30 protein-coding genes are annotated in these 25,843 nt (G+C 69.4%); 16 read left to right on the top strand and 14 right to left on the bottom strand.

Features of this window, described 5'->3' with window-relative positions:
• Positions 1 to 7: 7 nt before the first annotated feature.
• The 5 genes from Aco04nite_RS24115 (at position 8) to Aco04nite_RS24095 (ending at position 3,474) form a co-directional block, all read left to right on the top strand.
• Positions 8 to 628 (top strand): TetR family transcriptional regulator, encoded by a 621-nt coding sequence (locus Aco04nite_RS24115; protein WP_212999534.1) that lies wholly within the window; start codon positions 8 to 10, stop codon positions 626 to 628.
• Positions 629 to 792: 164 nt separating this feature from the next.
• On the top strand, positions 793 to 1,170 hold the full coding sequence (locus tag Aco04nite_RS24110; RefSeq protein ID WP_212999533.1) for a hypothetical protein: 378 nt from the start codon (positions 793 to 795) through the stop codon (positions 1,168 to 1,170).
• Entirely contained in the window at positions 1,167 to 2,123 is a 957-nt protein-coding gene (locus Aco04nite_RS24105; protein WP_212999532.1) for a hypothetical protein, read from the top strand. The genes Aco04nite_RS24110 and Aco04nite_RS24105 overlap by 4 nt, the downstream gene beginning before the upstream one ends.
• A gap of 7 nt (positions 2,124 to 2,130) precedes the next feature.
• Positions 2,131 to 2,643, top strand: a complete 513-nt coding sequence (locus Aco04nite_RS24100; protein WP_212999531.1) for a hypothetical protein — start codon at positions 2,131 to 2,133, stop codon at positions 2,641 to 2,643.
• 18 nt (positions 2,644 to 2,661) lie between these two features.
• Entirely contained in the window at positions 2,662 to 3,474 is an 813-nt protein-coding gene (locus Aco04nite_RS24095; RefSeq protein ID WP_212999530.1) for a hypothetical protein, read from the top strand.
• A 57-nt stretch (positions 3,475 to 3,531) separates the two neighbouring features.
• Here the strand turns inward: Aco04nite_RS24095 and Aco04nite_RS24090 are convergent, their stop codons facing one another.
• Positions 3,532 to 3,750, bottom strand: coding sequence for a hypothetical protein (locus tag Aco04nite_RS24090; protein WP_212999529.1), 219 nt, complete (start codon positions 3,748 to 3,750; stop codon positions 3,532 to 3,534).
• 271 nt (positions 3,751 to 4,021) lie between these two features.
• Between Aco04nite_RS24090 and Aco04nite_RS24085 the strand changes: the two genes are divergently transcribed.
• A complete protein-coding gene (locus Aco04nite_RS24085) occupies positions 4,022 to 4,585 on the top strand; it encodes a TolB-like translocation protein (RefSeq protein ID WP_212999528.1) in 564 nt (187 codons plus the stop codon).
• On the opposite strand, the gene Aco04nite_RS24080 is transcribed toward Aco04nite_RS24085, so the two are convergent.
• Together Aco04nite_RS24080 and Aco04nite_RS24075 are read right to left on the bottom strand one after the other, a co-directional pair.
• Positions 4,550 to 5,410: a hypothetical protein gene (locus Aco04nite_RS24080; RefSeq protein ID WP_212999527.1), complete on the bottom strand. Its 861-nt coding sequence runs from the start codon at positions 5,408 to 5,410 to the stop codon at positions 4,550 to 4,552. The two genes, Aco04nite_RS24085 and Aco04nite_RS24080, sit on opposite strands and share 36 nt — an antisense overlap.
• 9 nt (positions 5,411 to 5,419) lie before the next feature.
• On the bottom strand, positions 5,420 to 5,869 hold the full coding sequence (locus Aco04nite_RS24075; RefSeq protein ID WP_212999526.1) for a universal stress protein: 450 nt from the start codon (positions 5,867 to 5,869) through the stop codon (positions 5,420 to 5,422).
• A 158-nt stretch (positions 5,870 to 6,027) separates the two neighbouring features.
• On the opposite strand from Aco04nite_RS24075, the gene Aco04nite_RS24070 reads away from it, so the two are divergent.
• The 3 genes from Aco04nite_RS24070 to Aco04nite_RS24060 all read left to right on the top strand — a co-directional run bounded on the left by Aco04nite_RS24070 (position 6,028) and on the right by Aco04nite_RS24060 (position 10,214).
• Positions 6,028 to 7,032, top strand: coding sequence for an Acg family FMN-binding oxidoreductase (locus tag Aco04nite_RS24070; RefSeq protein ID WP_212999525.1), 1,005 nt, complete (start codon positions 6,028 to 6,030; stop codon positions 7,030 to 7,032).
• A 372-nt stretch (positions 7,033 to 7,404) separates the two neighbouring features.
• Positions 7,405 to 7,767: a hypothetical protein gene (locus Aco04nite_RS24065; protein WP_212999524.1), complete on the top strand. Its 363-nt coding sequence runs from the start codon at positions 7,405 to 7,407 to the stop codon at positions 7,765 to 7,767.
• Between the two features lie 95 nt (positions 7,768 to 7,862).
• Entirely contained in the window at positions 7,863 to 10,214 is a 2,352-nt protein-coding gene (locus Aco04nite_RS24060; protein ID WP_212999523.1) for a putative bifunctional diguanylate cyclase/phosphodiesterase, read from the top strand.
• Positions 10,215 to 10,235: 21 nt separating this feature from the next.
• On the opposite strand, the gene Aco04nite_RS24055 is transcribed toward Aco04nite_RS24060, so the two are convergent.
• Positions 10,236 to 10,673, bottom strand: coding sequence for a hypothetical protein (locus tag Aco04nite_RS24055; protein WP_212999522.1), 438 nt, complete (start codon positions 10,671 to 10,673; stop codon positions 10,236 to 10,238).
• 246 nt (positions 10,674 to 10,919) lie between these two features.
• Positions 10,920 to 11,480: a hypothetical protein gene (locus Aco04nite_RS24050; protein WP_212999521.1), complete on the bottom strand. Its 561-nt coding sequence runs from the start codon at positions 11,478 to 11,480 to the stop codon at positions 10,920 to 10,922.
• A 188-nt stretch (positions 11,481 to 11,668) separates the two neighbouring features.
• Between Aco04nite_RS24050 and Aco04nite_RS24045 the strand changes: the two genes are divergently transcribed.
• The 3 genes from Aco04nite_RS24045 to Aco04nite_RS24040 are packed head-to-tail and all read left to right on the top strand — an operon-like array spanning position 11,669 to position 13,632.
• A complete protein-coding gene (locus Aco04nite_RS24045; protein ID WP_244876246.1) occupies positions 11,669 to 12,829 on the top strand; it encodes a lysylphosphatidylglycerol synthase transmembrane domain-containing protein in 1,161 nt (386 codons plus the stop codon).
• A 52-nt stretch (positions 12,830 to 12,881) separates the two neighbouring features.
• On the top strand, positions 12,882 to 13,007 hold the full coding sequence (locus tag Aco04nite_RS49685) for a hypothetical protein (protein ID WP_280519373.1): 126 nt from the start codon (positions 12,882 to 12,884) through the stop codon (positions 13,005 to 13,007).
• Between the two features lie 37 nt (positions 13,008 to 13,044).
• Positions 13,045 to 13,632: a TetR/AcrR family transcriptional regulator gene (locus Aco04nite_RS24040; RefSeq protein ID WP_212999520.1), complete on the top strand. Its 588-nt coding sequence runs from the start codon at positions 13,045 to 13,047 to the stop codon at positions 13,630 to 13,632.
• Between the two features lie 35 nt (positions 13,633 to 13,667).
• Here the strand turns inward: Aco04nite_RS24040 and Aco04nite_RS24035 are convergent, their stop codons facing one another.
• From Aco04nite_RS24035 to Aco04nite_RS24025, 3 genes are read right to left on the bottom strand one after another with little or no spacing between them, the layout of a single operon-like run.
• Positions 13,668 to 13,970: an EthD domain-containing protein gene (locus Aco04nite_RS24035; protein ID WP_212999519.1), complete on the bottom strand. Its 303-nt coding sequence runs from the start codon at positions 13,968 to 13,970 to the stop codon at positions 13,668 to 13,670.
• Between the two features lie 38 nt (positions 13,971 to 14,008).
• Positions 14,009 to 15,448: a dihydrolipoyl dehydrogenase family protein gene (locus Aco04nite_RS24030; RefSeq protein WP_212999518.1), complete on the bottom strand. Its 1,440-nt coding sequence runs from the start codon at positions 15,446 to 15,448 to the stop codon at positions 14,009 to 14,011.
• Between the two features lies 1 nt (position 15,449).
• Positions 15,450 to 16,010 (bottom strand): hypothetical protein, encoded by a 561-nt coding sequence (locus Aco04nite_RS24025; RefSeq protein WP_212999517.1) that lies wholly within the window; start codon positions 16,008 to 16,010, stop codon positions 15,450 to 15,452.
• Positions 16,011 to 16,163: 153 nt separating this feature from the next.
• Here Aco04nite_RS24025 and Aco04nite_RS24020 point away from each other — a divergent pair, with 153 nt between their 5' ends.
• On the top strand, positions 16,164 to 16,751 hold the full coding sequence (locus tag Aco04nite_RS24020; RefSeq protein ID WP_212999516.1) for a TetR/AcrR family transcriptional regulator: 588 nt from the start codon (positions 16,164 to 16,166) through the stop codon (positions 16,749 to 16,751).
• Positions 16,752 to 16,924: 173 nt separating this feature from the next.
• Here the strand turns inward: Aco04nite_RS24020 and Aco04nite_RS24015 are convergent, their stop codons facing one another.
• Positions 16,925 to 17,629, bottom strand: a complete 705-nt coding sequence (locus Aco04nite_RS24015; RefSeq protein WP_212999515.1) for an aspartate/glutamate racemase family protein — start codon at positions 17,627 to 17,629, stop codon at positions 16,925 to 16,927.
• Between the two features lie 113 nt (positions 17,630 to 17,742).
• On the opposite strand from Aco04nite_RS24015, the gene Aco04nite_RS24010 reads away from it, so the two are divergent.
• Complete coding sequence (locus tag Aco04nite_RS24010) at positions 17,743 to 18,687, top strand: LysR family transcriptional regulator (protein ID WP_212999514.1); 945 nt, start codon at positions 17,743 to 17,745, stop codon at positions 18,685 to 18,687.
• Positions 18,688 to 18,700: 13 nt separating this feature from the next.
• Here the strand turns inward: Aco04nite_RS24010 and Aco04nite_RS24005 are convergent, their stop codons facing one another.
• The 3 genes from Aco04nite_RS24005 to Aco04nite_RS23995 all read right to left on the bottom strand — a co-directional run bounded on the left by Aco04nite_RS24005 (position 18,701) and on the right by Aco04nite_RS23995 (position 21,321).
• Positions 18,701 to 19,525, bottom strand: a complete 825-nt coding sequence (locus tag Aco04nite_RS24005; protein ID WP_212999513.1) for a PIG-L family deacetylase — start codon at positions 19,523 to 19,525, stop codon at positions 18,701 to 18,703.
• A gap of 156 nt (positions 19,526 to 19,681) precedes the next feature.
• Positions 19,682 to 20,524, bottom strand: a complete 843-nt coding sequence (locus Aco04nite_RS24000; protein WP_244876245.1) for a PHP domain-containing protein — start codon at positions 20,522 to 20,524, stop codon at positions 19,682 to 19,684.
• Positions 20,525 to 20,607: 83 nt separating this feature from the next.
• Positions 20,608 to 21,321, bottom strand: coding sequence for an SDR family NAD(P)-dependent oxidoreductase (locus tag Aco04nite_RS23995; RefSeq protein ID WP_212999511.1), 714 nt, complete (start codon positions 21,319 to 21,321; stop codon positions 20,608 to 20,610).
• A 335-nt stretch (positions 21,322 to 21,656) separates the two neighbouring features.
• Here Aco04nite_RS23995 and Aco04nite_RS23990 point away from each other — a divergent pair, with 335 nt between their 5' ends.
• Both Aco04nite_RS23990 and lepB read left to right on the top strand, forming a co-directional pair.
• The gene (locus tag Aco04nite_RS23990; RefSeq protein WP_212999510.1) at positions 21,657 to 21,980 is read left to right on the top strand and encodes a PadR family transcriptional regulator; all 324 of its coding nucleotides are present in this window, start codon (positions 21,657 to 21,659) and stop codon (positions 21,978 to 21,980) included.
• Positions 21,977 to 22,699: a signal peptidase I gene (gene lepB / locus Aco04nite_RS23985; protein WP_212999509.1), complete on the top strand. Its 723-nt coding sequence runs from the start codon at positions 21,977 to 21,979 to the stop codon at positions 22,697 to 22,699. Before Aco04nite_RS23990 ends, lepB begins: the two co-directional genes overlap by 4 nt.
• A 22-nt stretch (positions 22,700 to 22,721) precedes the next feature.
• Here the strand turns inward: lepB and Aco04nite_RS23980 are convergent, their stop codons facing one another.
• Positions 22,722 to 23,060, bottom strand: coding sequence for a nucleotidyl cyclase domain-containing protein (locus Aco04nite_RS23980; RefSeq protein ID WP_212999508.1), 339 nt, complete (start codon positions 23,058 to 23,060; stop codon positions 22,722 to 22,724).
• Positions 23,060 to 25,801, bottom strand: a complete 2,742-nt coding sequence (locus tag Aco04nite_RS23975; RefSeq protein WP_244876244.1) for a winged helix-turn-helix domain-containing protein — start codon at positions 25,799 to 25,801, stop codon at positions 23,060 to 23,062. Before Aco04nite_RS23975 ends, Aco04nite_RS23980 begins: the two co-directional genes overlap by 1 nt.
• Positions 25,802 to 25,843: the final 42 nt, after the last annotated feature.

The following is a 25,843-nucleotide window of genomic DNA, read 5'->3' as shown; positions in this document are numbered from 1 at the left end:
TGACGGCGTGCCGAGACCTTCAAGCGCCGGGTACGCCCGCAACAGCCGCGAGGACGTACTGGCCGCCGCCCTGCGGATCCTCGACGAGCAGGGCCTGCCCGACCTCACGATGCGGCACCTGGCCACCACCCTCGGCGTGCAGCCCAGCGCGCTCTACTGGCACTTCCCCAATAAGCAGGCCCTCCTGGCAGCCGTCTCCGACCAGATCATCGCGAGCGCCCGCCCCGCCGACCCCGGCACCGGCGACTGGCGCGACCAGGTGCGTCACGAGGCCGCAGCACTGCACGACGCACTCCTGGCCTACAAGGACGGCGCCGAGGTCGTCTCCAGCACCCTCGCCCTCGGCCTCGGCGCCGACGGTCTCGCCCACCGCCTCTCCCGGGCGATCTGCGCCGGCGGCTTCGACCCGCAGACCACCGGCCTCGCCGCGGAGACCATGGTCCTCTTCCTCGTCGGCCACGCCTTCCACCAGCAACAACGCCTCCAAGCCGACAGCCTCGGCGTCGTCGCCGCCCCGCACTCCCTCGACCCCGCCGACCTCCCGCGCGGGCCACAGGCCTTCAACCTGGGCATCACGCTGCTCGTCGCCGGCCTCGACACCCAGTCCCGCCCGGCCCGTCCGGCCTGAGCCACGAAGCCGCCGGCTGCCGGCCCTCGGACAGCCTGCTGCCGCGACCGTCGCCGGCGTGCGTTTGAGCTGATCAACACAGTCGCGGGGCCGCGGCGGGTGCGTCGCTGGGCTATCGTGAGCGACTGATCGGTCTCGATATGGCGATGTCGGGGGAGACGACGATGCCGCACAGTGGCGATGAACTGGGCGCCGACCTGGTCGACCTGTGGGAAGCGGGCCAGTACCAGCTCAAACCCGTCGCACAGCAGTTCCGGCTCGCCGCCGGCAACCTCCTGCTCACGGACAGTGTCGGCCACAACTTCTATCGCGACGGCAAGCTCGGCGGCCCGTACGGCCCCGCGAAACCGGCGTTCGACGACTTCCGGGACGCGGTCTTCGAGATCCTGCGGACCACAGCGGAAAACCTGGAACTGACCGGCGACGCCATGGTGCTGGCCGCCGACGAGTACGCCCGGACCGACGACGTCGCGGCGAAGAAGTTCCAGGAGCTGCAACCCGCCGTGGAAGCCGCGCACCCGCAGGACGGGACACCGCAGTGAGCTACGAACAGCTGGCCGAGCACGCCGCGAAGATCGAGACGTCCGCCATCGAGATGGACCTCAAACAACGCGGATTCAACAAAAAAGACGACGGTAAATGGTACGGCGGCGGCAGTGACCACGAGGTTCAGCTCGCCGTCGACGGGACCGTGGGACGCTTCGCCGGGGTCGCGGAGATGTTCACCCCGTTTTTGGGCATGCCGGACCCGGACGTCTTCACTCCCGCGATCACGGTGCTGGCGAGTGCGGCGAGCACGCTGAACGAGGGCACCGGCCAGGACAAGGTCAACACCGACGCGGTGACCGTCAACCCGGCCCTGGGCGGGTTCGCCCGGGTCGGCACCCTCATCGAGGACTGGCGAGGGCCCGCCGCGACCAACTTCCGTACCAACTTCATGGATCGGTTCACCGGGGTGACCGCCAACCAGTTCTCCCTGATCCTCGCCCTCAAAGGTGCGATGGAGGCCGAGCGCGCCCTGTGGCGTGAGGCCCGCAGGAGTGTCGACGAGCTGGCCCATGCCGCGCAGGATTCCCTGGACGTGCTGCTCGACTGCAACCCCAAAGAGACCTCGTGCCTGCTGACCGTGGTCGGGTCGATCTTCGCGATCGCCGCCGCCGGGCCGTCAGCCGGCGCCTCGGTCGCGCTGGGCCTGACCATCGTCGGGGAGGCGGCCTCGTCCGGGGCGTCGTTCACCGGCGACGATCCGAAACCGGTGAAGTTCGACGGCAAGAACGCCCATGACGTCGTGGAGCAGATCCGTAAGGGCCTCGAAGAGCTCGCCTCCGACATCACCGGCAAGGAACGCGTGATCGCCGACGCGATGACCGGCTCCCACGGCTACCTGCAGGGCAACGCGGAGGCATTCACCCCCCGGCGACCGGCGCTGGCGGATGCCACCGCGGCAACCGTCACCGGCAACGGGCCCACCGGGCTCGGCACCGCGGAAGGGTGAACCGCTGATGGGTGAACTCGCCGACCGGATCCAGGCCATACGCGTACGCGCCTCCACCCCGGACGGGTCGATCACCGCCGACCTGACCGACCGGGACCGGCTCACCCTGCACTTCCCGCAGGGCTTCTACGAGCGGTGCACCGAATCCGACCTCGAACGGCGTCTCACCGCGCTGGCCGGCCTGCTCTGGGTCGCCCGTACCCGCGAATACTGGCGCACCTTCAGCGACCACACCGGCCGACAGGTCACCGGGGAGGACACCCCGGTCAGCGCCCGCGACATCGACTGGCGCGCCGAACGCGACGAGATCGTCGCCCGCGGCTACTCCACCGACGGCCGCATCGCCGTCAAAGCCGTCGGAATGCGACAGTGGCAGGTCGACATCGCACCCGGCACGGTCCGGGCGCTGGACGAACACCAGTTCACCGCCGCCGTCGCCCAGGCAGCCGCCGAACTCGTCCAGGACCAGTTCGCGAAGATCGCCGAGCTCTCCAACAAGTACTACGGCAACGACCGCTGACCCGAGAGGATCCCCCAGGTGCGACGCAGGATCTGGCTGGCCGCCGTCGCGGCCGTCACCATAACGGGCACCGTCGGAGCCTGCACCGGACAGGACACGCCCCCGCAAGCCTCCTGCCGCCTGCTCACCCCGCCACCGGATCCCGCAGCAGCAGGTGACCCGACCGGCATCAGCCTCGCGGAGCAGGGCCACTCCACACTGCACGCCGCCAACTTCAGCACCGTCACCATCGGCGCGATCCTGGAGAACACCACCGACAAGGTCGCCTACCACACCCGCGTCACCTTCGACGCCCTCGGCGCGGACGGCACCAGCACGGTGCAGGACACCTTCCACCGCTACCAGGTGATCGAGGTCCCGATCCTGCTCCCCAAGACGAAGGTCCCGGTCGGCACCACCCTGGCCATCAAAGGCACCGATGCCACCGACGTCACCATCACCTTCGCGCCATCCCAATGGCTGCCCGCCGGCGACGCCACCAACGGCCTGGCCCCGATCACCACGACGCTGGTCCCCGCCAAGACAAGCACCGACCCGCAAGGCATCGGCACCATCACCTACCGCACCCGATCAGCCAACTGCACCGACCTCGTCTCACGCGGCTCGTCGTACGTCCTGCGCGACACCGCCGGCACCCTGCTCGGCGGCGGCATCGGCGCCGAACCCCAGGACTCCGGCTGCGACACCGACGAAAACCGCTTCGACAACAGCTTCATCACCGCATTCTCAGCGGTCCCCAAGAACGCCAACCTGGCCAAAACCGAAGTCGCCGCACTGTGCGACCTCAGCAAGGTCACCGACTCCCAGCCCTCCGGAGGCCCGCTCAACTGAACGTCTCCGCGCACGGCCCGCCGGTCTCGTCGGCGGGCCGCGCGCCACGCGATGCGGTCAGGCGTAGGTGTAGAGGTACGCCCCGTCACACCAGTAGGTGTGTCCATCGACCCAGGACCGGAAGGCGGCCTGGACAGCGCATTCCGTCGGGTTCGCAAAAGCCCCGACAAACTTGGTCGTAGCCGCCATCGCCGACCCCTGTGAGGCCACGGTCAGTCCGGCGGTCACCGCCACGGTGAGAGCCAGCGCCGCACTTACCCGCTTGAACCTGTTCAAGATCCCGTCCCCACTCTTCGTCTCCCGAGAAGCACCGAACGGTCTCCCGTCGACGGGAACCTATCCATCCGATGTGGATTTCTACTGAATCGAACGTCCTCCTTCTCGCCCCGGCGCCCGCCCTGGCCGCCGCCCCGACCGGTAACGCCGTCCTGATCGACGCCACCCCGGACGGCACGCCGGGCAACCTGCCAACAGCTACGCCTCCACGCTCGTTGCGATCTCCGGTAACGGCCGGTACGTCGTCTTCACCTCGTACGCGTCGAATCTCGTGCCCGGCGACACCAACAACGACCGGGACGTCTTCGTCCGCGACCTCGAGACCGGCACGACGACCCGGGCCAGCGTCTTCGCCGGCGACCGGCAGATCCCCGGAATCAGCGACGGCGGCACGATCTCCGACGACGGGCAGTACGTCGCGTTCGTCGTGTCGGCCTTCACCGGCAGGGACGACGAGGGCAACTGGTTGTACGGCCAGCAGGCGTACGTACGCGACCTCCTGAACGACACGACCCGGCTGGCCACGCCCGCCGACGACGACTTCGGCAACACGGTCTACGAGGCGGAGATCTCGGGCAGCGGCGACCACATCGCGTTCACCGCCTCGGGCGACTACGCCGGCGACGGCTCCGGCCTGGGCAGTGGGATCGACCTGACGTCCGGCACAACCACCCGGCAGCCGCGTCGTCCTCCGGTCCACCGCGACCGACCTCGGCCCCGACCCGGCCGACGGCATCCCGCACATCTTCCTGCGCTGCCTACGGGCCTGCTGACCGGCCGGATCCAGCCCGCGGTGAGGTCATCGCCGCGGGCTGGACCGGGACCCGGCCCGTGAGAAGAGCGGCCGGTAGACATATCCGGTGACGGCTGCCAGCGCGGTGGCGACCAGGACCGACCCGATGGTCGTGGCGGTGGACGCGTCGGGGTCGCGCCGAATCCCCATGGTGATCGCCATCCCGGCGACCGACGCACCGATCAGGGTGTACGCGCCGAGCAGGGCGTACATCGGCTTGCGGGCCCAGGGCCGGTGACGCAGCACCCCGGCACCGACGGTGATCGCGGCGGGGACGACGATGCCCAGGTCCATGAGCTTCACCAGCCAGAACGCCGTAGGACTGGTGAGGTACTGCTCCGACTGCGGGGAGTCTCGCATCGCGTCGAGGAAGGTCGGCAGGTGCAGCCCCACCACGACGAACGCGGCGATGCCCAGCAGCAGCAGCCCCGCGACGCGCTCGACGCGTGCTGAAGCCACCGGTAAATCCGCAGCCGGCACACTGTTCCAGGCCTTGATCATGATGGCGGCGCCGAGCAGGAAGACGCCCAGCAGGAGCGGGAAGTAGCGCTCCACGTTGCCCGGTAGCCGCAGGTACTCGTTGCCGACGATCAACTGGACGTAGGTGTAGACGACAAAGGTGGCCGGCGCCAGGGCCAGCACCGGCGCCGCCGGGTGTTCACGGATCGCCAGAACGCCGACTGTGGCAGCGATCGGGGCCACGACGCACAACGCGGCCGCGTTACCCCCGACGACCTGGTTGAGGCTTGTCGGCGAGATCCGGTAGCGGATCACGCCGAGGACGAGCGGGCCCAGCGTCGCCACCGTGGCGACAGCGACACCGAGTCCCACGAGCCCGGCGCCGAGCAGGCGCCCGTTCGTCCTCATCCGGTGCGCCTATTCCGGAACGACAACAACAGGGCAGGGGGCGTGGTGTACGCAGTGCTGGCTGACCGATCCCAGCAACATCCCCGCGAAGGCACCGTGTCCCCGATTGCCGACCACCAGCAGTTGCGCTCCAGCGGCGACGGCGGGCAGCACCTGCGATGCGAGTCCCTGGACCACGGTGGTCCTGACCTCGACGACCTGGTTCTGCGGGTTCATCGCGTCGGTGACCGTTTCTGCCAGCGCCTTCTCGGTGAGGGTGCGGATGTTGCTGTCGTCGAACTCGGCCGGCGACCATCCGTACGCGTAGGTGGTCATGGCGGGGTCCTGCCACGCCGCGACGGCCTCGACCGTCGAGCCGGACAGTGCGGCCTGCGACAGTGCCCAGCGCAGCGCCGCCTTCGAGCCGGATGAGCTGTCCACTCCGACGACGATGCGCCGGTCGTACTGCTGATCGGTCATGACGAGCTCCTGACGATGGGGGGTGAGGCACCCTCACCATCGCCCCCGCCGCGCGGAAAAGGCCGGGCCGTCCAGCCCCACCGGACGGGACTTAGGTCCCTGCCCGGTCCGGGCCGCAACGGGCACCGTGGAGGACGACGAGAATTGAGGTCTCCACCATGAGCGTCGCATCCAGGCGATTGACCAGCGGAGAGACGACCGCTGTCCTCACCGCCGCCGCGCAGGCATCGCTGCGGGCACCTTCGGTGTTCAACACCCAGCCGTGGACCTGGCACACCGCCGGTGACACCCTGGAACTCTGCGTGGACCGCAGCCGGCACCTCGGCACCGTCGACGCCGACGGGCGGCTGCTCCTGATCAGCTGCGGCATCGCGCTGCACCACGCGCGCACCGCGCTGGCCGCGGCCGGCTTCGCCGTCACCGTCGAAAGGTTCCCCGGCCCGGACCAGCCGGACCTGCTCGCCCGCATCCACCTGGGCGCCGAGATCCCGGCCGACCCGCAGGCCCAGCGGATGGCCGCCGCGATCCACCGCCGCCGTACCGACAGGCGGGCGTTCGGTGACCGGGTCGTGTCCGAGCAGATGCTCACCCGGCTGCGCCGATTCGTCGAGTTCGAGGGCGCCTACCTGCACGTCGTCCCGGCGGATCAGATCCCGATGCTGGCCGTGACGACCGAGCGGGCCGCCCGCGCCGAGCACGAGGACCCCGCCTATCAGGCCGAGCTCGACCGGTGGACGAGCCGCCCGATCTGGCGCAGCGACGGTGTTCCGCCCGCATCCATGGTCCAGCCGGACGCCCGGCGGGTCCCGGTCCGTGACTTCACCCCCGACGGTGCGACCGCGGGCCTGACCGCCGGGCCCGGTGATGACAAGGGCGCGGCGTACGTCATCGTCTTCGGCACCGACGACCAGCCCCTCGACCTGCTCCGCGGCGGCGAAGCCGTCTCCGCACTCCTGCTGCTGGCCACCGCGGAGGGCCTGGCCACCGCCCCGCTCAGCGAGGCCGTCGAGGTGACCTGGCCCCGGCACCTGCTCCGCGGCATGCTGTCCGACCTCGGCGTGCCCTTCCTCGCCGTACGACTCGGCTACCCGGTGTCGAGCCCCCTGCTTCCCGCAGTCCCCCGCCGCGACGCAGCCGACGTGATCACGATCGCCTCACCCTGACCGCTCACCCGGCGTAATGACCGGCGAGGCTCGTCGACCAGCCGCACAGGGGGTTTCGCGGGGCAAGTCGCTCGTTCGTGGCAGGACTACTGCCCATGTCGGTGATGTCGTAGCGTTTCCGGCAGCGCGGGCCCAAAGCCCGCGGTCGGTCGCCTCAGACCCCGGCGGCGTACGTCTTACGTCGCCCGGGAGTTCTTGGTGCCAATGCTGGCTTGTCGTTCCGATTTCCGTGTTCCCCGGTCCTGCGAACCGGACAGTGACCCGCAGCGACTGCGGTGGCTGATCCGCAGGATCGCCGACAACGACCGTGACGCGTCCTCCGAGTTGTTCGACCGCTGTTCCGGCCGGGTGTCATCCGTTCTACGACGTCAGGTGGCGGACCGGCATCGCCTCGCGGGTGTCCTCGCCGGCACCTTCGTCGAATTATGGTTGCTCGCCGGTAGCGATGTCGCTGCCGGCATCGACGTCGCGGCGTGGATCGACGAGATCGTCCAACGGCGCGTCACCGAAAGCCAGGCCGCCGCATTGTCAGCGGCAATTTCCGCTTGGCCGGGGCCGGGCTCACTCGGCGCGCAGTGGGCGCAGGGCGTCGAGCAGGAACTCACAGGACTACTCAGATGGCGTCAATCGTCACCCGCAGCACCGACTCGCCGGCCGAAGAACGCCGGTGACCTCGATGGCCGAAGTGAGGCTCTCACCGTCGCTTCTACCCCCGCGACCAGTTCCCCGAGCTGATCGTGGCCGGCGCCATCGGGCCCCACGAGCACCGCTAGTCAGATCCCTTAGGGAACCGGCCTCATCTGGGACCGGTTCGGGTCGATAAACCCATCGTGAACGGTGCGGAGCCCCCATCGACGAATCAGGACCCGCTCACCGCGCCCCGATGGCGTCCGGCCACCAACGTGGCGGTCTCCGCCGGGGTCGCCGGCCTCTCGGTGATCTGGTTCGTCGTCGCGCTGGTGCGCCACGATCCGCCGGCGATCGGCTGGGCGATGCCGATGACAGCCGTGCTCATCGCTGCCTGGGGCGCCTGGCGGGCCGGAACCCCACAGACCGAGGACATGCCACGCCGGTATTTCTGGCGTTACGTCGCCGTGGGCGTGACCCTCATCGGCCTCGGGTCGCTGAGCAACGGCTACGACTACCTCACCGCGGGCTACAGCAACCAGGTCAGCGGGCTCACGTCGGGCATCTACCTGGCCGGGCTGCTGGTGATGATGATCGGACTGCTCCGCATCCCGGGCACCCGCCGCTCGCGCGCCGAATGGACCCGCTTCGGACTGGACATCGCCACGGTCATCGTCACCGTGCTGACGTTCAGCTGGCACCTGCTCTACCCGACCTGGGTGGCCGGTGGTCTCGCCGGGACCTGGTCGGAGCTGGCCGTCATCGGCGGCGGGTTCATCTGCGTCTTCGCCTTCGTCAAGGTCGCCTTCACCGGCACCGGGGCGATCGACCGACGCGCCCTGCACCTGCTCGGGCTGACCGGTGCGATCGGCGCCGGCGGCGGGGCCACCGCCCCCTTGCTCGCCGCGTTTCCCGGGGTCGCCAACGGGCCGGTACTGATCCCGATCGTGTGTCTGGTGCTGTGTCTGGCCGTGGACCGGCAACTGCGTGCGGCACACCAGCCCCCGCCGGCGTCGAGGCCGCTGTCGCGACGCCCGAGCATCATGCCGTACGCCGCTGTGCTGTCCACCGGGACGTTGCTGCTGATCAGCGCACATGACCGTACCGATGACATGTTCGCCGTCGCGATCGGGGCGGTCATCGTGACCGTTCTGGTCGCCGCCCGCCAGATGATGACACTTCGTGACAACGCTGCCCTGGTGACGCATCTCGACGTCCGGCTGCACGAGCTCGGCGAATACCAGCAGCAGCTCACCCATCAGGCGACCCACGACGTTCTCACCGGGCTGGCGAACCGCGTCGCCCTCGATCGGGACACCGCCGAAGCCCTCGACGCCGACCCGGCGGCGGTCGGCATCGCCCTGATCGACCTGGACAACTTCAAGATCATTAATGATGACCTCGGCCACGCCGTCGGGGACGCCCTGCTCACCGCCGTCGCGGCCCGACTCAGCGCGCACGTGCCGCCGGGCACCACCGTGGCCCGGCTCGGCGGCGACGAGTACGTCCTGCTCCTGCGTACCGGCAGCACCGCCGACCACGAAGCCGCCCTGATCCGCCTCACCGAGCAGCTGCGGCGCCCGGTCTCGGCCTGCGGGCACGACCTGGTCGTCGAGGCCAGCATCGGTCTCGCACCGGCCGGTAACGGCGCCGGTACCGCGGATGAACTGCTCCGCCGGGCCGACGTCGCCATGTACGAGGCGAAGAGCCAGGGCCGCGGCCGCTACGTCGTCTATACCCCCGACATGGACCGGCACGGCGCCGAACAGGCCCGGATCGCCGCCGACCTGAGGGTGGCCATGGACACCGGCCAGTTGCACCTGGTCTACCAGCCGATCGTGGCCATGGCCGGCGGTCACCTGTACGGCGTCGAAGCGCTCATCCGATGGAACCATCCGCAGCGCGGCCCGGTCGGCCCCGTCGACTTCATTCCCGCCGCTGAACGTACCGGGCTGATCGTGCCGCTCGGCGCCTGGATCCTCGGCGAAGCCTGCCGCCAGGCCGTCCGGTGGCAGCAGGAACTCGGCGACCGGGCTCCGCACACCGTCAGCGTCAACGTCTCCGCCCGTCAGCTGCGCGAGGCGGGCTTCGCCACCGACGTCGCCGCCGTGTTGCAGCAGACCGGTCTGGCACCGGATCGGCTCACCATCGAGGTCACCGAGACCGCTGTCTTCGACGGTGGCACCGCGCTGAACGAGCTGCACGCGATCAAAGCCCTCGGGGTCACCATCGCCCTGGACGATTTCGGCACCGGGCACTCGTCCCTCGGGCTCCTGCGCACCTGTCCCGTCGACACCTTGAAGGTCGACAAGTCATTCGTCGACGATGTCACCCAGGGTGGCCAGCAGGCCGTGGTCGCCGAGGCGCTCATCCACCTCAGCAACGGGCTCTCCCTGCGCGCGGTCGCCGAAGGGGTGGAGACCGCCGAGCAGGCCGATGCCCTGTACCGGCTGGGCTACCGGTACGCCCAGGGCTATTTCTACGACCGGCCGATGCCGGCCGCGGATCTGTCAGCACGGCTCAGCGAACCCGAGATGCGGCTTTCTCGTCCCTAGCGAGAGAGTGGACGACGTACCTCAGAAAGTGAGCTTCTTGATGGTGATCTCGACACCGCTGTCGTCGCAGTGGCCGTGTGCTTCCTTGTCGATGTCGTCCAGTACGCCCGCCTCGGGCCGGTCGGTGCCCCCGGCGGCCTCGGTCCGCGCCCACATCGTGTAGCGCAGGACCTGCGTGGCGACGCCGTCGTTCTCGAACCGGCCGGGGGCGTACTGACGGATCTGCGTCTCCCAGACCTCGGCGGCGGCGGCGTCACCGACGGGGAAGGCCGCGGCCTTGTCGAACATCTTCTGGGCGAGCCGGCAGTCCGCGGCCGAGGCAGCGGTCGGGCGCAGGCGCTTGTTCGCGACGTAGTTGATGCCGTAAGCGACGGTGCCCAGCACCAGAAAGGCCGGCACCACGAAGATCGCTATCTGGCTCCAGTTGCGAGACCTTGGCGAGGTGTCGTAGGTCCTCATGCCTGGCTCCCTGGTATGAGGACCAGCAACGTCTGCCGCCGGCGCAGGAAGTCGGCCAGTTCTGCGCGATTCACCCGGCCACTTTAGGAAGGAGTGTCAATCCCTGCCGGTGCCGGTCACCCCGTGCCACTGTCGAGGCCCGGCAAGGAATGGGCGGTCATGGTCTTCAAGGCGAGCTCATCAGTCGCATCGGCCGGTTCTTCGCCGACGAGATAGCGGCACCGGCCGGACGTCCAGGCCGCGGCGTCAGTTGCCCTTCGCGGCACGACCGAGCCGGATGGCCGAGATGAGGAAGAAGATGGCGCCCGGGACCGCGTAGCCGGCGGCCTGACCCAGCTGCGGGTTCTCCCCGGCGGCCCGGATGAGGAAGTTCGCACCGGCCAGCACCGAGATGCCGCCGCTGATGATCATCGGCCACTGGCCGCCCATGCTGCGGCGGGTGATGGCCACGACCAGCTGAACCGCGCCGGCCACGATCGCCCACGCACCCCATACGCCCAGCATCGCCGCCGCACCGGACGCCGCGGCGACAGCGAGGCCGATGGCGGTGAGCGTGCTGACCGCCATGTTCACGTACAGCAGGGTCGGCGAGCCGGTCCTGCGTGACGAGCGCGCGTCGTAGACGGCGGCGCCGACGTCGAACAGCGGGTAGAGGACGAACAGCGTCACCGAGAGCGGGCCGACGTCCTTGGTGGTCACCGTCGTCACGACGGCCCACACGATCGCGAACGCGGCCCGGACGAAGTACAGCCGCCGAAGTGCGGACGCGGTCTGGGAGATGCCGGGCGAAGCAGCAGTGATGGTCACGATGACCCTCTCGATCCCTACAAAGACGGAACGTTCTGTCGCACAAAGCATGTCGACCCGGCGAGCCGCTTGTCAAGACCGAACGTTCTATCCCCCACGCGCGTGGGCTACGACACAGCGCTGATCAGGGAATACATCGCCGCAGTTCGTTCTTGATCACCGTTGCTGGTCAAGGTCAGGAGCCGCACGTGACGACGATCGAACTGCCCGCCGGGAGCATCCGGTGGCGCCGATGGCTGCGGCCGATCGGGATCGGGGCCGTAGCGGCATTGGTCACGGCCGAGCTCGTGATCGGCCGCTCGTCACTCGCGGCGGCCCTGCAGCAACTGCGGATGCCGCACCTCGGCTGGCTCGCATTGGTGATCCTCGCCGAAGTGGCCGCCATGAGCGCGTACGCCCGAATGCAACGGCGGCTGTTGCACTCGGCCGGGGTCCGCTCCTCCTACGGCGACAACCTGCGGCTCGCCTACGCGGCCCACTCCCTCAACGAAACCCTGCCCGGCGGCCCGGCCTTCTCCACCCGGCTCAACTACCAGCAGATGCGCCGCTTCGGTGCCAGCCCCGCCGTCGCCTCCTGGGCCATCGCGCTCTCCGGGATCCTGTCCGCCGCCGCGCTGGCCACGATCACCGCCGGGGTCGCGTTCGTGTCCGGCGGTGCGGCCTCGTGGGTCAACCTCGCTGTCCTGCTGGGCACCGCAGCGGCGATCATCGCCGGCGTACGGCACCTGGTCGCCCACCCGGGAGCGGCCGAGTCACTGGTGCGCCGCCCGATCGCGGCCGTCAACCGCCTGCGCCGGCGTCCGGCCGGTGAGGGGCACGACCGCATCGCCGGCTTCGTCGACCAACTCGGGGCCGCGAAGCTGCGCCCGGCCGCGGGTGTGGCCGCCGGCGCGGACGCCCTGCTCAACTGGCTCTTCGACGCCGCGGCGCTATGGCTGTGCTTCCGGGCGGCCGGTGAGCAGTCGCTGTCACCCCTGGCGGTCCTGCTCGCTTTCTGCGCGGCGATGGCGGCCGGATCGGTGACCGTGGTGCCCGGTGGCCTGGGCGTCATCGACAGCGCCCTGCTGATCGGCCTTATGGCGGGCGGCGCGACGCTGCCCGCGGCGATCGCGGTCATCGTGCTGTACCGGATCGTCAGCCTCGGCTTCATCATCGGCGCCGGCTGGCTGTTCTGGCTGCAGCTCCGGCTCCGCCCCGGCCGCCCGGCCGCAGCCCTCCCCCGGCGGCACGTGGCGCCGAGCCACCGGAGAGGCCCCCGCACCAGCGCCCGCCTCCTGGCCACCTGTCCCCGGCGCACGCGCGAAACCGAAGCGACCACGGAGGCACCGTTGGTCAGGCAGCCGGGCTGATCCTCAGGGTGAGGATCGTCGGCGCCGCCTTCCTCGCGCAGTCACTCCCCAGGTGCTGCTGCCCGCCGACGCCCCCGGAGTCATCGCGGCCTTCGGCTACCCCGGCCTGTTCCTCAGTGGCGCCCTGTTCGGCATCCTCGACGCCCTCAGCGTCACCCGGATCCGCAAAGTGCGCTGACAGGTACGCCCAACGTTCCGCTCGTTACCATGGCGGCATGACCCACGCCGCACCCGGCACCCGCCCGTCCGAGGCGCGACTTCGACTCCTCGCCACCGCCACGCAGATCTTCTACGCGGAGGGCATCCACTCGGTCGGCGTCGAACGGGTCATCAGCGAGGCCAAGGTGACCCGGGCAACCTTCTACCGGCACTTCCCGGGCAAAGAGGATCTCGTCCTCGCCTACCTGCGCGAAGTCCACCGGATGGATCGCGAGGGGATCGACGCGGCCATCGCCGCCAACCCCGCACCCGCCGACGCTCTCCTCGCGATCGCCGGGTCGATCGCGCACCAGATACAGTCGCCGGGCTTCCGCGGCTGCGCCTTCCTGAACGCCGCCGCGGAATATCCCGCCGGCGACCATCCCGTGCACCAGCAGATCATCGCCCACCGGACGTGGTTCCAGGACACGCTCCACTCCCTGCTGGCGCAGGTCAAACAGGAGCGGTCGGAGGCGGCCGCCCACCACTACGTGATGCTCCGCGACGGTGCCATGGCCGCCGGCTGCCTCTTCGATCCGGCGCTGGTGTCCGAGACCTTCCTGGACGGCATCGAGGGCCTGGTCAGCACCCACTCCAAGCGCTGACCAGGCCCGTCCGGCCACTTCTCGATCGCGGCCGGCTACTTCTCGATGTCGCAGAAGAGCCCCTTGAACGGCACCTGCGACTTCACCAGCGCACCGAAGAACGCGCCGGCGATGGGCGTGGTGACCGCGGCGGAGGCGTCCTCGTAGCTGTCGAAGTACAGGTCGAGCGTCCGGTACGCGGGGGTCTCGGTGCCGTCCTCCTTCGGCCACACCTTGGCCGACTCGAGCCGCTGGAGCTTCGGAAGGGTCGCAGCGGCCTCCTTCACCTCCGCGTAGATGGCCTCGAACCTGCCGGCATCCGCGGGATTGTCGATGATCAGCGTGATCTTGGTGGGCATGGTGCTCTCCTTACGGGTCGAAGTACTCATTGCAGAACTCAGCGGCCGTACGCTTCGAGCAGCCGCAGCCAGACCTCACTGATGGTGGGGAACGCCGGAACGGCGTGCCAGAGCCGGTCCAGCGGAACCTCACCGACGACCGCGATCGTCGCCGCGTGGATCAGTTCCGCGACGTCCGGACCGGCCAGCGTGAAGCCGACGATCACCTTGCGGTCCTCGTCGACGACCATCCGCGCGTGTCCCTTGTAGCCCTCGGCGTGCAGGGAGGAGCCTGCCACCCCGCCCAGGTCGTAGTCGACGACCCGGGTTCGCAGGCCGGCGGCCATGGCTGCGGCAGCGGTCAGGCCCACCGAAGCGACCTCCGGATCGGTGAACACCACCTGCGGCACCGCGCGCTCGTCGGCCGTGGCGACATGCCGGCCCCACGGGCCGTCCTCAACCTTCTCGCCCTTCGCCCGGGCCACGATCACGTCGCCCACGGCGCGGGCCTGGTACTTGCCCTGATGGGTCAGCAGCACCCGCCGGTTGACGTCGCCGGCCGCGTAGAGCCGGCCCTCACCGGCGAGCACGCCGTCGCCGTCCAGGGCGCGCAGGGTGTCGTCGACCTTCAACCAGTCTCCCGGCTTCAGCCCGACGCGGTCGAGGCCGATGTCCCGGGTGTTCGGCGTACGCCCGATCGCGACCAGGATCTCGTCGGCCTCGACGTGGTCGCCGTCGGTCAGCGTGATGTGCACCGTCCCGGCGTCGTCGCGTTTCACGGAGGCGACCTCGGCACCGAGGCGTACCGAGACACCCGATTCCCGCAGTGACTCGGTGACCCGCTCTCCGGCGAACGGTTCCGACCGGGGCAGCACGCCGTCGCGAGCCAGTACCGTCACCGCCGAGCCGAGCGCGGAGAAGGCGGTCGCCATCTCCGTCCCCACCACGCCGCCACCGATGATCGCGAGCCGGCCGGGAACCGTGCTCGCCGCGGCCGCCTCCCGGCTCGTCCAGGGTGACGCCTCGAGCAGACCGGGAATGTCAGGCAGTAATGCGCTGCTCCCGGTCGCGATGACCACCGCGTGCCGCGCCGTCAACGTCGTGGTGGCACCGTCGTCACCGGTCACCTCGACCGCACCGGTGGACACGATCCGGCCCTGGCCGCGGTGCAGGACGATCCCGGCCGATTCCAGCCAGCTGACCTGACCGTCGTCCTTCCAGTGCGACGCGAACGCGTCGCGGCGGGCCAGGACCGCGGCCGCGTCCACGGTGCCGGTCACCGCTTCACGCGCACCCGGCACCTGCCGGGCGGCCCGCAGCGCGGCGGTGCTGCGCAGCAATGCCTTGGTCGGCATGCAGGCCCAGTAGGAACACTCCCCGCCGACCAGTTCCCGCTCGACGATCGCGGCGGTGAGACCGCCCTGGACCAGGCGGTCGGCGACGTTCTCCCCGACCGGACCCGCACCGATGATGACGACGTCGTATTCCGTGCTGCTCATGTCAGTTTCCCTTCGCGGCGCGGCCCAGGCGGAACGCCGAGACCAGGAAGAAGATGGCTCCACCGATGGAGTAGCTGGCCGCGCTGCTCAGCGATGGGTCGGCCGCGGAAGCGCCGGCGAGGATCGTCGAGCCCACCACGACCGAGAGACCGCCGCTGAGGATCATGGCCCACTGGCCGCCCATCTTCCGGCGGGTCAGCGCCACGACCAGCTGCACCAGACCGGCGACGATGGCCCAGGCGCCCCACACCCGCAGCATCGCCGGGATCCCGGACGCGGCGGCGGCGCCCAGCCCGATGGCCGTGATCGTGCTGACCGCGATGTTCACGTAGAGCAGGGCCGGCGACGCACCCGTCCGCGACGATCGCAGGTCGTAGATCGCGGCGCCTGCGTCGACCAGGGGATACAGCACGAACAGCACCACCGTGAGCGGGCCGATCTCCTTGCTGACCGCGATCGCCGGGCCCACCCAGACGAGGGCGAACACGGCTCGGATGAAGTACAGCCGCCGCAGGGCGGAGGCGGTCTGCCAGATCCCGGGCGAAGCAGCGATGGTGCTCACGGCGATCCTCCTGTAGAACGAACGTTCTGTCCCGAGAACCATCGCAGCCACCATGCCCCGCTGTCAAGACCGAACGTTCTACCCACCTGCCGGTCGCAATGGCCCGGGGCCTGCGGATAGCAAGAATGAACGTTCTGTCATTACTATGGGATCATGACGCGCAGCACAACCGAGACCCGGCCGTCCGAGGCACGGCAGCGGCTCCTCACCACGGCGAGCAAGATCTTCTACGCCGAGGGGATCCACGCGGTCGGCGTCGACCGGATCATCGCCGAAGCCAAGATCACCCGGGCGACCTTCTATCGGCACTTCCCCGGCAAGGAAGACCTTGTCCTCGCGTATCTCAACGCCGCTGACCAGGGCATCCGCCACCAGACGGAAGCGGCCATCGCCGGCGGCGCGACCCCTGCCGAGTCGGCGAAAGCGGTGGCCGCCTCGATCGCCGAGAGCATCCGGACCCCCGGCTTCCGCGGCTGCGCCTTCCTGAACGCGGTGGCCGAATACCCCGACCCCGCCCACCCCGTGCACCAGCTGGTCCTCGCCCACCGGCAATGGTTCCTCGACACCGTGACCACCCTGATGGCGGGGATCAACGAGGCAGAGCCCGCTCCGGCCGCCCGGCACTTCGTCATGCTGCGCGACGGCGCCATGACCGCCGGCTGCCTCTTCGACCCGGAGATCATCGCCGAAACCTTCCTCCGCGGCATCAACGGGCTCATCGACATCCGCGCCGCCCGCTGAACACCCCCGCCGGGCCGGGCAGAGCGTTCGGCGAGCCAGACCGGCATGAACGAGCAGGTGGCAGCGCCCGGTCAGACAAGCGGGGAGGTCGACGAGGTGGTCCGGAGCGTCCAGGCGCGGTCGACGCCGTCACCAGCCGTTCTCCGCTGCCGTTGCCGTCGGAGTCTGACGACTCAGCCTGCGCGCTCGGCGATGAGTGCCTGTGCCACCGCGGCCTGAACGTGGAGGCGGGTGGTCGCGAAGACGGGTACCGGGCTGTCGTCCGCGCCGACCAGGAGTTCTATCTCGGTGCAGCCCAGGATGACGCCCTGCGCCCCGCGCGAGACGAGCCGCTGGATGACCTCGCGGTAGGCGGCGCGGGACCCGGCCCGGACGACGCCGCGGACGAGTTCGTCGTAGATGACGCGATGAACGGTCGCACGATCGTCCGCGTCGGGGACGATCGTGGCGATCCCGTGTGTCGCGAGCCGGTCGCGGTAGAAGTCCTGTTCCATCGTGAACGCGGTGCCGAGCAGGCCGATGCGCGTCAGCCCGGCGCTCCGCACGGCAGTGGCGGTGGTGTCGGCGATGTGCAGCAGCGGGATGGACACTGCCCCCTCCACGATTTCCGCGACCTTGTGCATGGTGTTGGTGCACAACACCAAAAGGTCGGCGCCTGCCAGCTCCAGGGCGCGGGCCCGGGCGGCGATCAGCTCGCCTGCGCGGCTCCACTGCCCGGACGCCTGGAGCGCTTCGATGTCGGCGAAGTCCACGGAGTCGAGCAGGACGCGGGCGGAATGCACACCGCCGAGCTGCTCCCGCACCAATTCGTTCGTAAGCCGGTAATACTCGGCTGTCGACTCCCAGCTCATTCCGCCCAGCATTCCGATCGTACGCATATCGGCTCCTTCCGCTTCACCATTTTCGCGGCGCCGTCACCACGGCACAATGCAATACTTCTACCGGTGAACCAAAGCAGGGCTTTGGTGTTGACGGGAGGATCGGCTACATCGTGACCAGCGCGGAGAACGCCGGGGATCAGAGCCTTCCACCGGTTGATCCGCGTTCCTTGCTGGTCTTCCGGGAGGTCGGCCGGCTCGGCTCACTGACGGCCGCGGCGGACGCCCTGGGCTGGACGCAACCGGCGGTGAGTCAGCACGTGCGCCGCCTGGAGCGCGTCCTCGGTGTTCCCCTCGCCGTGCGGCAGGGCCGCGGCATCGAGATAACCCAGGCGGGGCATGCGTTACTGCGGCACGCCGACGCTGTCGCGGGCGCGCTGCGCGACGCGGCCCGCGAGATGGACGACCATGCCCGCGCCCGCGCCGGCGTCGTCCGGATAGCCGCCTTCCCCTCGGCCAGCGCAACGCTCGTCGCAGGATGCGTACGCGTCATGGCCGCCCAGCATCCCGGCATCGAGGTGCGTTTATCCCAACTCGAACCACCGGAGGCGGCCGCCGCGCTCTCGTCGGCCGAGTGCGACATCGCCATCGTCTTCGCACACGCATCCGCGGCCCCGGAACGGTTCACGGACTTCGACCGGATCGAGCTCCTGGCCGACCCCGTACGGCTCGTTCTTCCACCCGGACACCCACTGGCCGATCAGGGCGCTCTCGGGCTCGCGGAGCTGCGGGGCGAGCGATGGGTCGGCGGATGCCCGAGTTGCCGGCAGCACCTGCTCGAATCCGCCGCGGCCGCGGGGTTCACCCCCGACATCAGGCACAGCACCGACGACTACGTCGTCGTCCAGGCCCTTGTCGCCAGTGACCTCGCGGTGGCGACCCTCCCCTCGCTCGCCCTGCGCGCCAGCCGCAACACGAACGTCAGCATCCATCCGATCAAGCGCCACCCCCCACGCCGGGTGCTGGCCCTCACCCGCAGGAACGCACAGCAGATCACCGCTGTCCGCGCCACGCTCGACACTCTGCTGGCCGCAGCCGAACGCCTCCCGGTCGAATAGCCGGGTACCAACGTCACCGGAGGCCGGCGAGAAGGTCATCCTCCGGAGTCGGGGCGCCGGTCGTGTCGAGGACACGAACGAAGGTCTCGGTCCCCATGAGCCGGGCGAAGCGTTCCTTGCCGAGGCCGAGGAAGAGGGCGCCGTCGCCCTGGCTGGCGTGGGCGGCCAGGGCGTCGTACTTCTGAGCACTGACACCGGTGGTGTCGATCCAGGTGGAGATCTGGTCGGCCGGGAGCCCCATCGGGGGAAGCTCAGCGACCTCGGCCTCGTCCCATTCGACGCCCGCATCCCGCAGCAGCGCCGCGACGTCGTGCATCCACGATTCGGGGACCGTACTCCAGTAGACCTTGGCCGGGTGGCCCGCCAGCTCCACCGCGGCCATGGTCACGCGGTGGGTCTGGATATGGTCGGGGTGACCGTAGCCGCCGTTCTCGTCGTAGGTGATGACAACGTCCGGGCGGTATCGGCGGATGAGCTCCGCGAGCCGTTGCGCGGCGTCGGCCACCGGGACGGTCCAGAACGCTCCCGGTGCCGTGTTGGTGGCCCAGCCCATCATCCCGGAGTCGTGATATCCGAGCGTCTCCAGGTGGGTGACCTTCAGGACGGCGCAAGCGGCTTCCAGCTCGCGCCGGCGCATCGCCGCCACTGCCTCGGGGTCGTGGCCCGCGTCGCCGGGTTTGGCGCCCTCCAGGCCGTCGCCGCAGCGCCCGTCGGTGCAGGTCACGACGACGGTGGTCACGCCCTCGGCCGCGTAACGCGCGAGCACGCCCCCGGTGCTGGTGGCCTCGTCATCCGGGTGAGCGTGCACTGCCATCAGCGTCAGACCCCGGTTGTCCATGTCGCCACCATAGATCCTGCGCGGCAACTCGCCGACCGTGCACACCCACCCCGACCGGTCCGGCCCCGCAACGGCGCCGGGCACGGAACCCCGAGTTCGCACTGTCCTGACCCCGGGGACCAGGACGGCGTCGTGATCAGGCGGCCGCGGTGACGGTCACCCCGGAAGGGTCCACCGGTCGTACGGATGACGGCCCGGCCGGAAACCGTGTGCCTCGACCATGTCCACGGCCGCGGCAAGCCCGGTGCCGACGGCGTCCGGCACGTGGGCGTCGCTGCCGAAGGTGACCACCTTGCCGCCCTCGTCGCGCCACCAGCGAACGATCTCCGAAGCCAGCGGGATGCGGGTATTGACCTCCAGAATCCGATCCGTGGCGGCGAGAGTGCGCAGCGCGTGCCGGAACTCGTCCTCGTAGGCGTACAGATCGAACGGCCCGGCCTCCGCGGGCCAGCCCCGGATCGCATAGTCCAGGTGGGCGAGGACCTCGAAGGCATCCGTACGGGCGATCAGCTCGGTGATCTCGGCCAGGTACAGCCGGAACACCTCGACCGCGGGCCGCTGCCGGTAGAGCGCGTTCGCCTCGACGAGACGGCCGTCGACGGGCAACGCGTGCAGCGAGCCGAGCACCCTTTCGTAGTGGCCGGTGCCGAGCAGTTTCGCGACCGGCACGGCGTTCCAGTGCGGTTCGCCCAGCTCGACACCGCTGATGACACGCAGCGACGGGAACAACTCCCGGCATCGGTCGACCGAGGCGAGATAGCGCTCCTGATCCAGCTCGGGCGGGACCAGCACGCCGTCGGGGCCGGTCAGCTCGCGCCGCAGCGGTGAGCTCTGCAGAACCACCTCGTCGACCGTCCACCGGGAGTAGTCCACGTGCTCGGTGAACGCCACGGCCGGCAGCCCGAGCTGCACCGCGCGGGCGCAGGTCCGTTCCATGGAGCCGCCCGGAGCGTCCCAGGAGAATTCGGTGTGTACGTGACCGTCCGTCGGCTGAATCACACGACCCACGGTAGCGATCATGGTCCAGTCGCCGCAGGGGTGGGTGTCCGGAAGTCACTTCACCCGGAACGCAGCACCGGCGCTCAGGCGGCCGAGGGGAAGTCCGGCTGCTCGGGGCCGTGCGGGATGTCGATCCGCTCCTCGCCGGTGCGCAGGGCCCGCAGGATCACCCGGGCGACGTACTCGGGTGAGTGCGCGACCAACCCGGCCGGGAGACTGCCCGCGGGGTAGAACTCGGTGTCGGTCATCGACGGCAACAGCAACGTGACCTGGATGTTCTCGCCCAGGAGTTCCATCCGGCCCACCTGGCTGAGCCAGTTCACCGCCGTCTTGGCGGCCGGGTAGATGGCGTTGCCCGCCATCGGCATCCCGGTGGCACCCGAACTGATGTTGACGATCCGCCCGTGCCCGGCCGCCCGCATGTGCGGCAGCACCGCCTGGATGCCGGTCACGACACTCACCACGTTGAGGTTCAGCAGGTCCAGGAAAGCCTCCGGGGTCGTCCCGTCAATCGTCGACCCGGCGCCCGCCCCGGCATTGTTGACCAGGGCGTCCACCCGGCCGAACCGGTCGATCGTGGCCTGCACCAGCGCCCTGACCTGCTCCGGGACGGTTACATCGGTGGGGACGGCGAGCGCCCCGTCGAGTTCCTTGCTCAGCGCCTCGAGCCGATCGACACGACGCGCGGCCAGGACAGGGTGGGCACCCGCCTCATGAAGCAGTCGTACCGTCGCGGCACCGATTCCGGACGATGCTCCGGTGACGATGACGACCTTGCCGTTCAGGGATTCGTTCACGCGATGGCTCCTGGTGTTGTCGAAATCTTGATGCAGACCCACGTCGCGGCGGGACCGACATCCAGTCAACGACGGTTGCCGTCCCGGAGGAAGAACCATCTCCCTATCGACCGATACCCTGGTGGTATCGATCATCTCCGGACGCTGCTTGACGCTCATGGCCCGGTTGGTGCACAGCTGGTCGGCACCGCCCTGCAGCCGCAGATCGACGAGATAGCGGTGCGGGGTGACTCCGGTTGCCTTCGCGAACATCCACAGGAAGTGGTACTTGCTGAGGTTGACCATCAAACTCTACATAACTCGACATTCAATATCGGGTTATGTAGAGTTTGCTCATGCCAAGGATCCCGCACACGTCTCCGCAGACCTTGCAGCTGTTCGAGGCGCTGCTCGACGACCCGCAGCGCTGGCGATACGGCTACGACCTGAGCAGGGAAACCGCGCTCGCCTCCGGCACCCTCTACCCGATCCTGATGCGCCTCACCGACCAGCGCCTACTCGAGACAGCCTGGGAGCCCTCCGACGAGCCGGGCCGCCCACCACGCCACATCTACCGGCTGACCGCCGAAGGCGCCACCCTCGCCCGGCAACGCCTCGCCGCCCGCAAAACCTCCGGCGCCTCGATCGCACAGACCCGCCCGGCGGGTGGTCTCGCATGACAAGCCCGCTGATCAGTACGCCGCACCGCGCCACCAACTCCCCCACCCGCCGCATCGCCCACGCCGTCCTCGTCGCCGCCGTGCGCGGGCGACGCGACCGCGGCGGCGACTGGGGTGAAGCCGTGCTCGCCGAGTTCGCCGAGACCACCGGCAACCTCGAAGCGATCCGATGGACCTGGGGAGGCCTGCGCGCCGCCTGGCACGAACGCCGCCGCCGGATCCACCAACTCCCCCGGCACGTACGCATCACCCGCCGCGCTGTATCCGTACTGATCATCGCCGTCGTCGCCGGCCTGGCCGTCAACCAATGGCTGCTGACCGTCCACACGATGCCCAGCGGCAGCATGGAGAACACCCTGCTGATCGGCGACCGCTACCTCGTCGACAAGGTCAGCTTCCGCATCACCGGCCTGCACCGCGACGACATCGTCGAGCTCACCACACCCACCTCGCTGCGCGTCAAACGCGTGATCGGGCTGCCCGGCGACACGATCTCCTGCGCGGGCGGCCGGGTGCTGGTCGACGGAACCCCGCTCGACGAGCCATACCTGGCCAGTGACTACCCCGACGAGACCTACACCGACTGCACTACGGTCACCGTCCCACCGAACCAGCTCTACCTGCTCGGCGACCACCGGATCGTGTCGCAGGACTCCCGGCAGAGCGGCCCGGTGAACGAGAACGCGATCGTGGGACGCATGCTCCTCAAGCTGCCGTAGGGCGTTTCGTCGACGAGGTGGGTCATCGCGCTGACGGTGATGCGTTAGTAGGCGCAGCCGTGCTGTCGTAGAGCAGCCGGTCCGTGGCGAGCACCAGGTCCTCCGCGGACGGGGCATGCACCGGACTGGCAGCGACCCCGACCGATACCGTCGCCGTTCCGAGCTCCATCACCGCTTCCGCGATCGCCTCGCGCACGCGTCCTGCGGCGCTGTCCGCGGCTACAGCACCGCGAACTCCCCACCGCCGTAAATGGTCGATGTCGAACAGCACCAGCGACAACGGATCCCGCGTACGACCCGCCCGTGCACACTCCGCGCCGAGCGCCTCCTCGTGTGCAACCCCGTCAGCACCAGCAGGCATCATCTGTCCCGCAACTCGCTGCGGCTAGTTACCTCCAGCTTGCGGTAGATCGCGCGAACATGGGTCTTCACCGTGTTCGGCGAGACCCACAGCTCGTTCGCGATTTCCGGGAGGGTAAGGGTCCCCCGGAGCAGGCGGAGCACGGATCGCTCCCGTTCGGTCAGCGGATCACCGGCGGTCAGGGCCGGGCCAAGGAGCTTCTCAAGCTCTGCGTGCAGAGAAGTCAGCAGCTCCGCTCCATGGCAGGCTTGCAGCGTCGCTGCCAGCTCGGCGAGCCATCTACGGGCTGGTCCGTCGTTGCCGAGCGCATGCTCTGCTCGGCAGAGCAATCCGACGACGAGGGCCTGCACGGGCAGATCGGGGTGGGGCCAGGCCGGGCTCTCGACGATCCGGGCCAGGATATGCCGGGCGTTCGCGGGGTCGTTTCGCTCCAGGCTCAGCACGGCGGTGAGCAGGCGTGCCTCTGTAGTGAGCCGGAAGACCCCGGATGTCTGCAGCCGATCGAGCAGCTCCTGCGCCTCACCCGACAGCGCGGCAGCCTCCTCGTGCTCACCGAGCATTCCGGCGATCAGGCCGCGCAGCGCCGGCAGGGTCACTCGGTGCGTGAAGTGTTCGCTTCGGTTACGTCCGGCGTCGACGAGTTGCTTGCGCGCCTCCGGGAGCCGCCGGGAAAAGAACAGAGCCCGGGCCAGCATGCTGCGACATGCGGTCAGCCACCACGCGGTGTCGGCGAAGCCCCCGGGGGCGCCGAGTGCCAGCGCCGCCTGACCGTCACGGACCGCCCCGTGAACGTCACCGGTCTCGAGCCGCCTGACCGTACGGTTGAGCAAGTGCCACTTCTCGCGGTCCTCGATGGGCATCACATCGGCACCGTGCGCGGCTTCGTTGCGCTGCCAGCGTTCCCGTTCGCGTAGATCGCCGACCTCGTGGAACAACAGGACCGCTCCGAGGGCGAGACCGGGATCCACCACAGCCGCTTCATCGGGCAGGGCACGCAGCCAGGCGGCGAGGGTGACAACGTGACCGGCCCGGTACCGGTTCGCGAACTCCCCGGAGACGAGACGTACGGCGGATGCGTTATCGCCGCCCGCGAAGGCGTGGGAGATCGCGTCGTCCGGATGGCCATGCGCGGCGTACCAGCTCGACGCACGCCGGTGCAGCACCGGGATCAACGCCGAATTGTCACGTTCCAGCCGGGCACGCAAGGCGGACGCGAACACGTGGTGATAGCGGAACCAGCCTGCATCCCGGTTGACGTCGATGACGAACAGGTTGAGCCGCCGCAACTGATCGAGCAGGGCTGCACCGTCGTCGATGGCCGCGACCGCGTCACAGAGCGGAGCGGCAAGACGGTCGAGCACACAGGTGGCAAGCAGAAAGGACAGGATGCGAGGCGGGAGCCGGTCCAGGACCTCCGTGTCCAGATAGCCGAGAAACTCGCTCTGGCAGTCGAACGCCGGCTCGGAGACCTCACCCGGCGCCCGGTCCCGCAGAGCCAGCCCGAGCAGGCAGAGGCCCACCGCCCAGCCGTCCGCGCGATCGGCGGACCGGGCCACCCGGCTGTCGGTGGCATCCACACCGAACCCTCGGTCAAGCAGTTCAAGGGCTTCCGGCGCGGTGAAACGGAGCAGATCGATGCCGACCTCTCGCAACCGGCGGCTGGCCCGCAGCCTGGCGAGCGGTAACCCCGGCTCGCCACGCGACGCGATGACCATGCCGACCGTCGCGGGCAGCAGATCGAGCACCTGGGCCAAGTCGGCGTGAATGTCAGGGTTCGTCACGCGGTGATAATCATCGAGCACCAGCCACCGCGTCCCGCAGCCGGCCTCCAATCCATCGAGCATCGCGTCGAGGAACTGCCTGCTGCCGGGCTGGGTGCCGGGGACATCGCCCACACCGAGTGCATGTGCCACGTGCAACCAGAGGCGCGACGGGTCGTTGTCACCATCGTCGAGCGACACCCACCCCACCGAACCCGCCGGCCGGGTAGCAGCCCATTGCGCCAAGGCCGTGGACTTGCCGAAACCTGCCGGCGCCCGGACAAGCACGGCTTGGCCGAGTTCGGCACAGCCCGCCAAGGCGGCGGTAACCCTAGGACGGAGTGCGGCATCTGGGCGTACCTGAGGAATTCGCAGTTTGCCGCGAAGGGGAACCGCCCGGCCCTGAAAAGGGATCGTCGTCGCGGCGACGTCGAGGCGCTCCATATCGGTGTAGAGCCGCTGCACCCGCTGCCGAGCCGCGGTCACCGCCGCGTCACCAGCCGGGGACAACATCCCGTCAAAGGGCCGGCCTCGCCACAACCCCATCGCCTCTGCGACCAGCGCCGCCCGCACGGCCTGATCCGCCGTGCGGCAGGCATCGCGAACCAACCGCTCAAAGCGGAGCAGGTCGCAGCAATTCTCATCGAGCACGAGCCGATATCCCGCTCCGTCGGTGATGAGCGCGGGAGTCTCCGCCATGCGGATACCCAGCCCGAGTTGCTGCCGAAGCCGTCCGACGAGGACCTGAACGGCGTTACGCGGATTCGTCGGCGCAGCCTCGGGCCAGATCCACCGCGTGAGGCGCGGAACACTGACGATCTGGCCGAGATCGACCAGCAACGCGTCCAGCAGCGCCCGTTGCCGCCCGCCCACATTCGCCGACCCAACCCGCTCGACGACCAGGGGCCCGAGCACGGCGAACCGGGTCGGTGCGGGCATATCCATGACGACTACAGGGCGCCGATCCTGACTGATGCTCATGGTGAATGTCCCTCTTCTACGGTGACGGAACTGCAGGCCGCA

This window comes from Winogradskya consettensis, assembly GCF_018332715.1.
GTDB lineage: Bacteria > Actinomycetota > Actinomycetes > Mycobacteriales > Micromonosporaceae > Actinoplanes > Actinoplanes consettensis.
The sequence above is the reverse complement of the archived record's forward strand: the minus strand, read 5'-3'. Positions and strand labels throughout refer to the sequence as shown.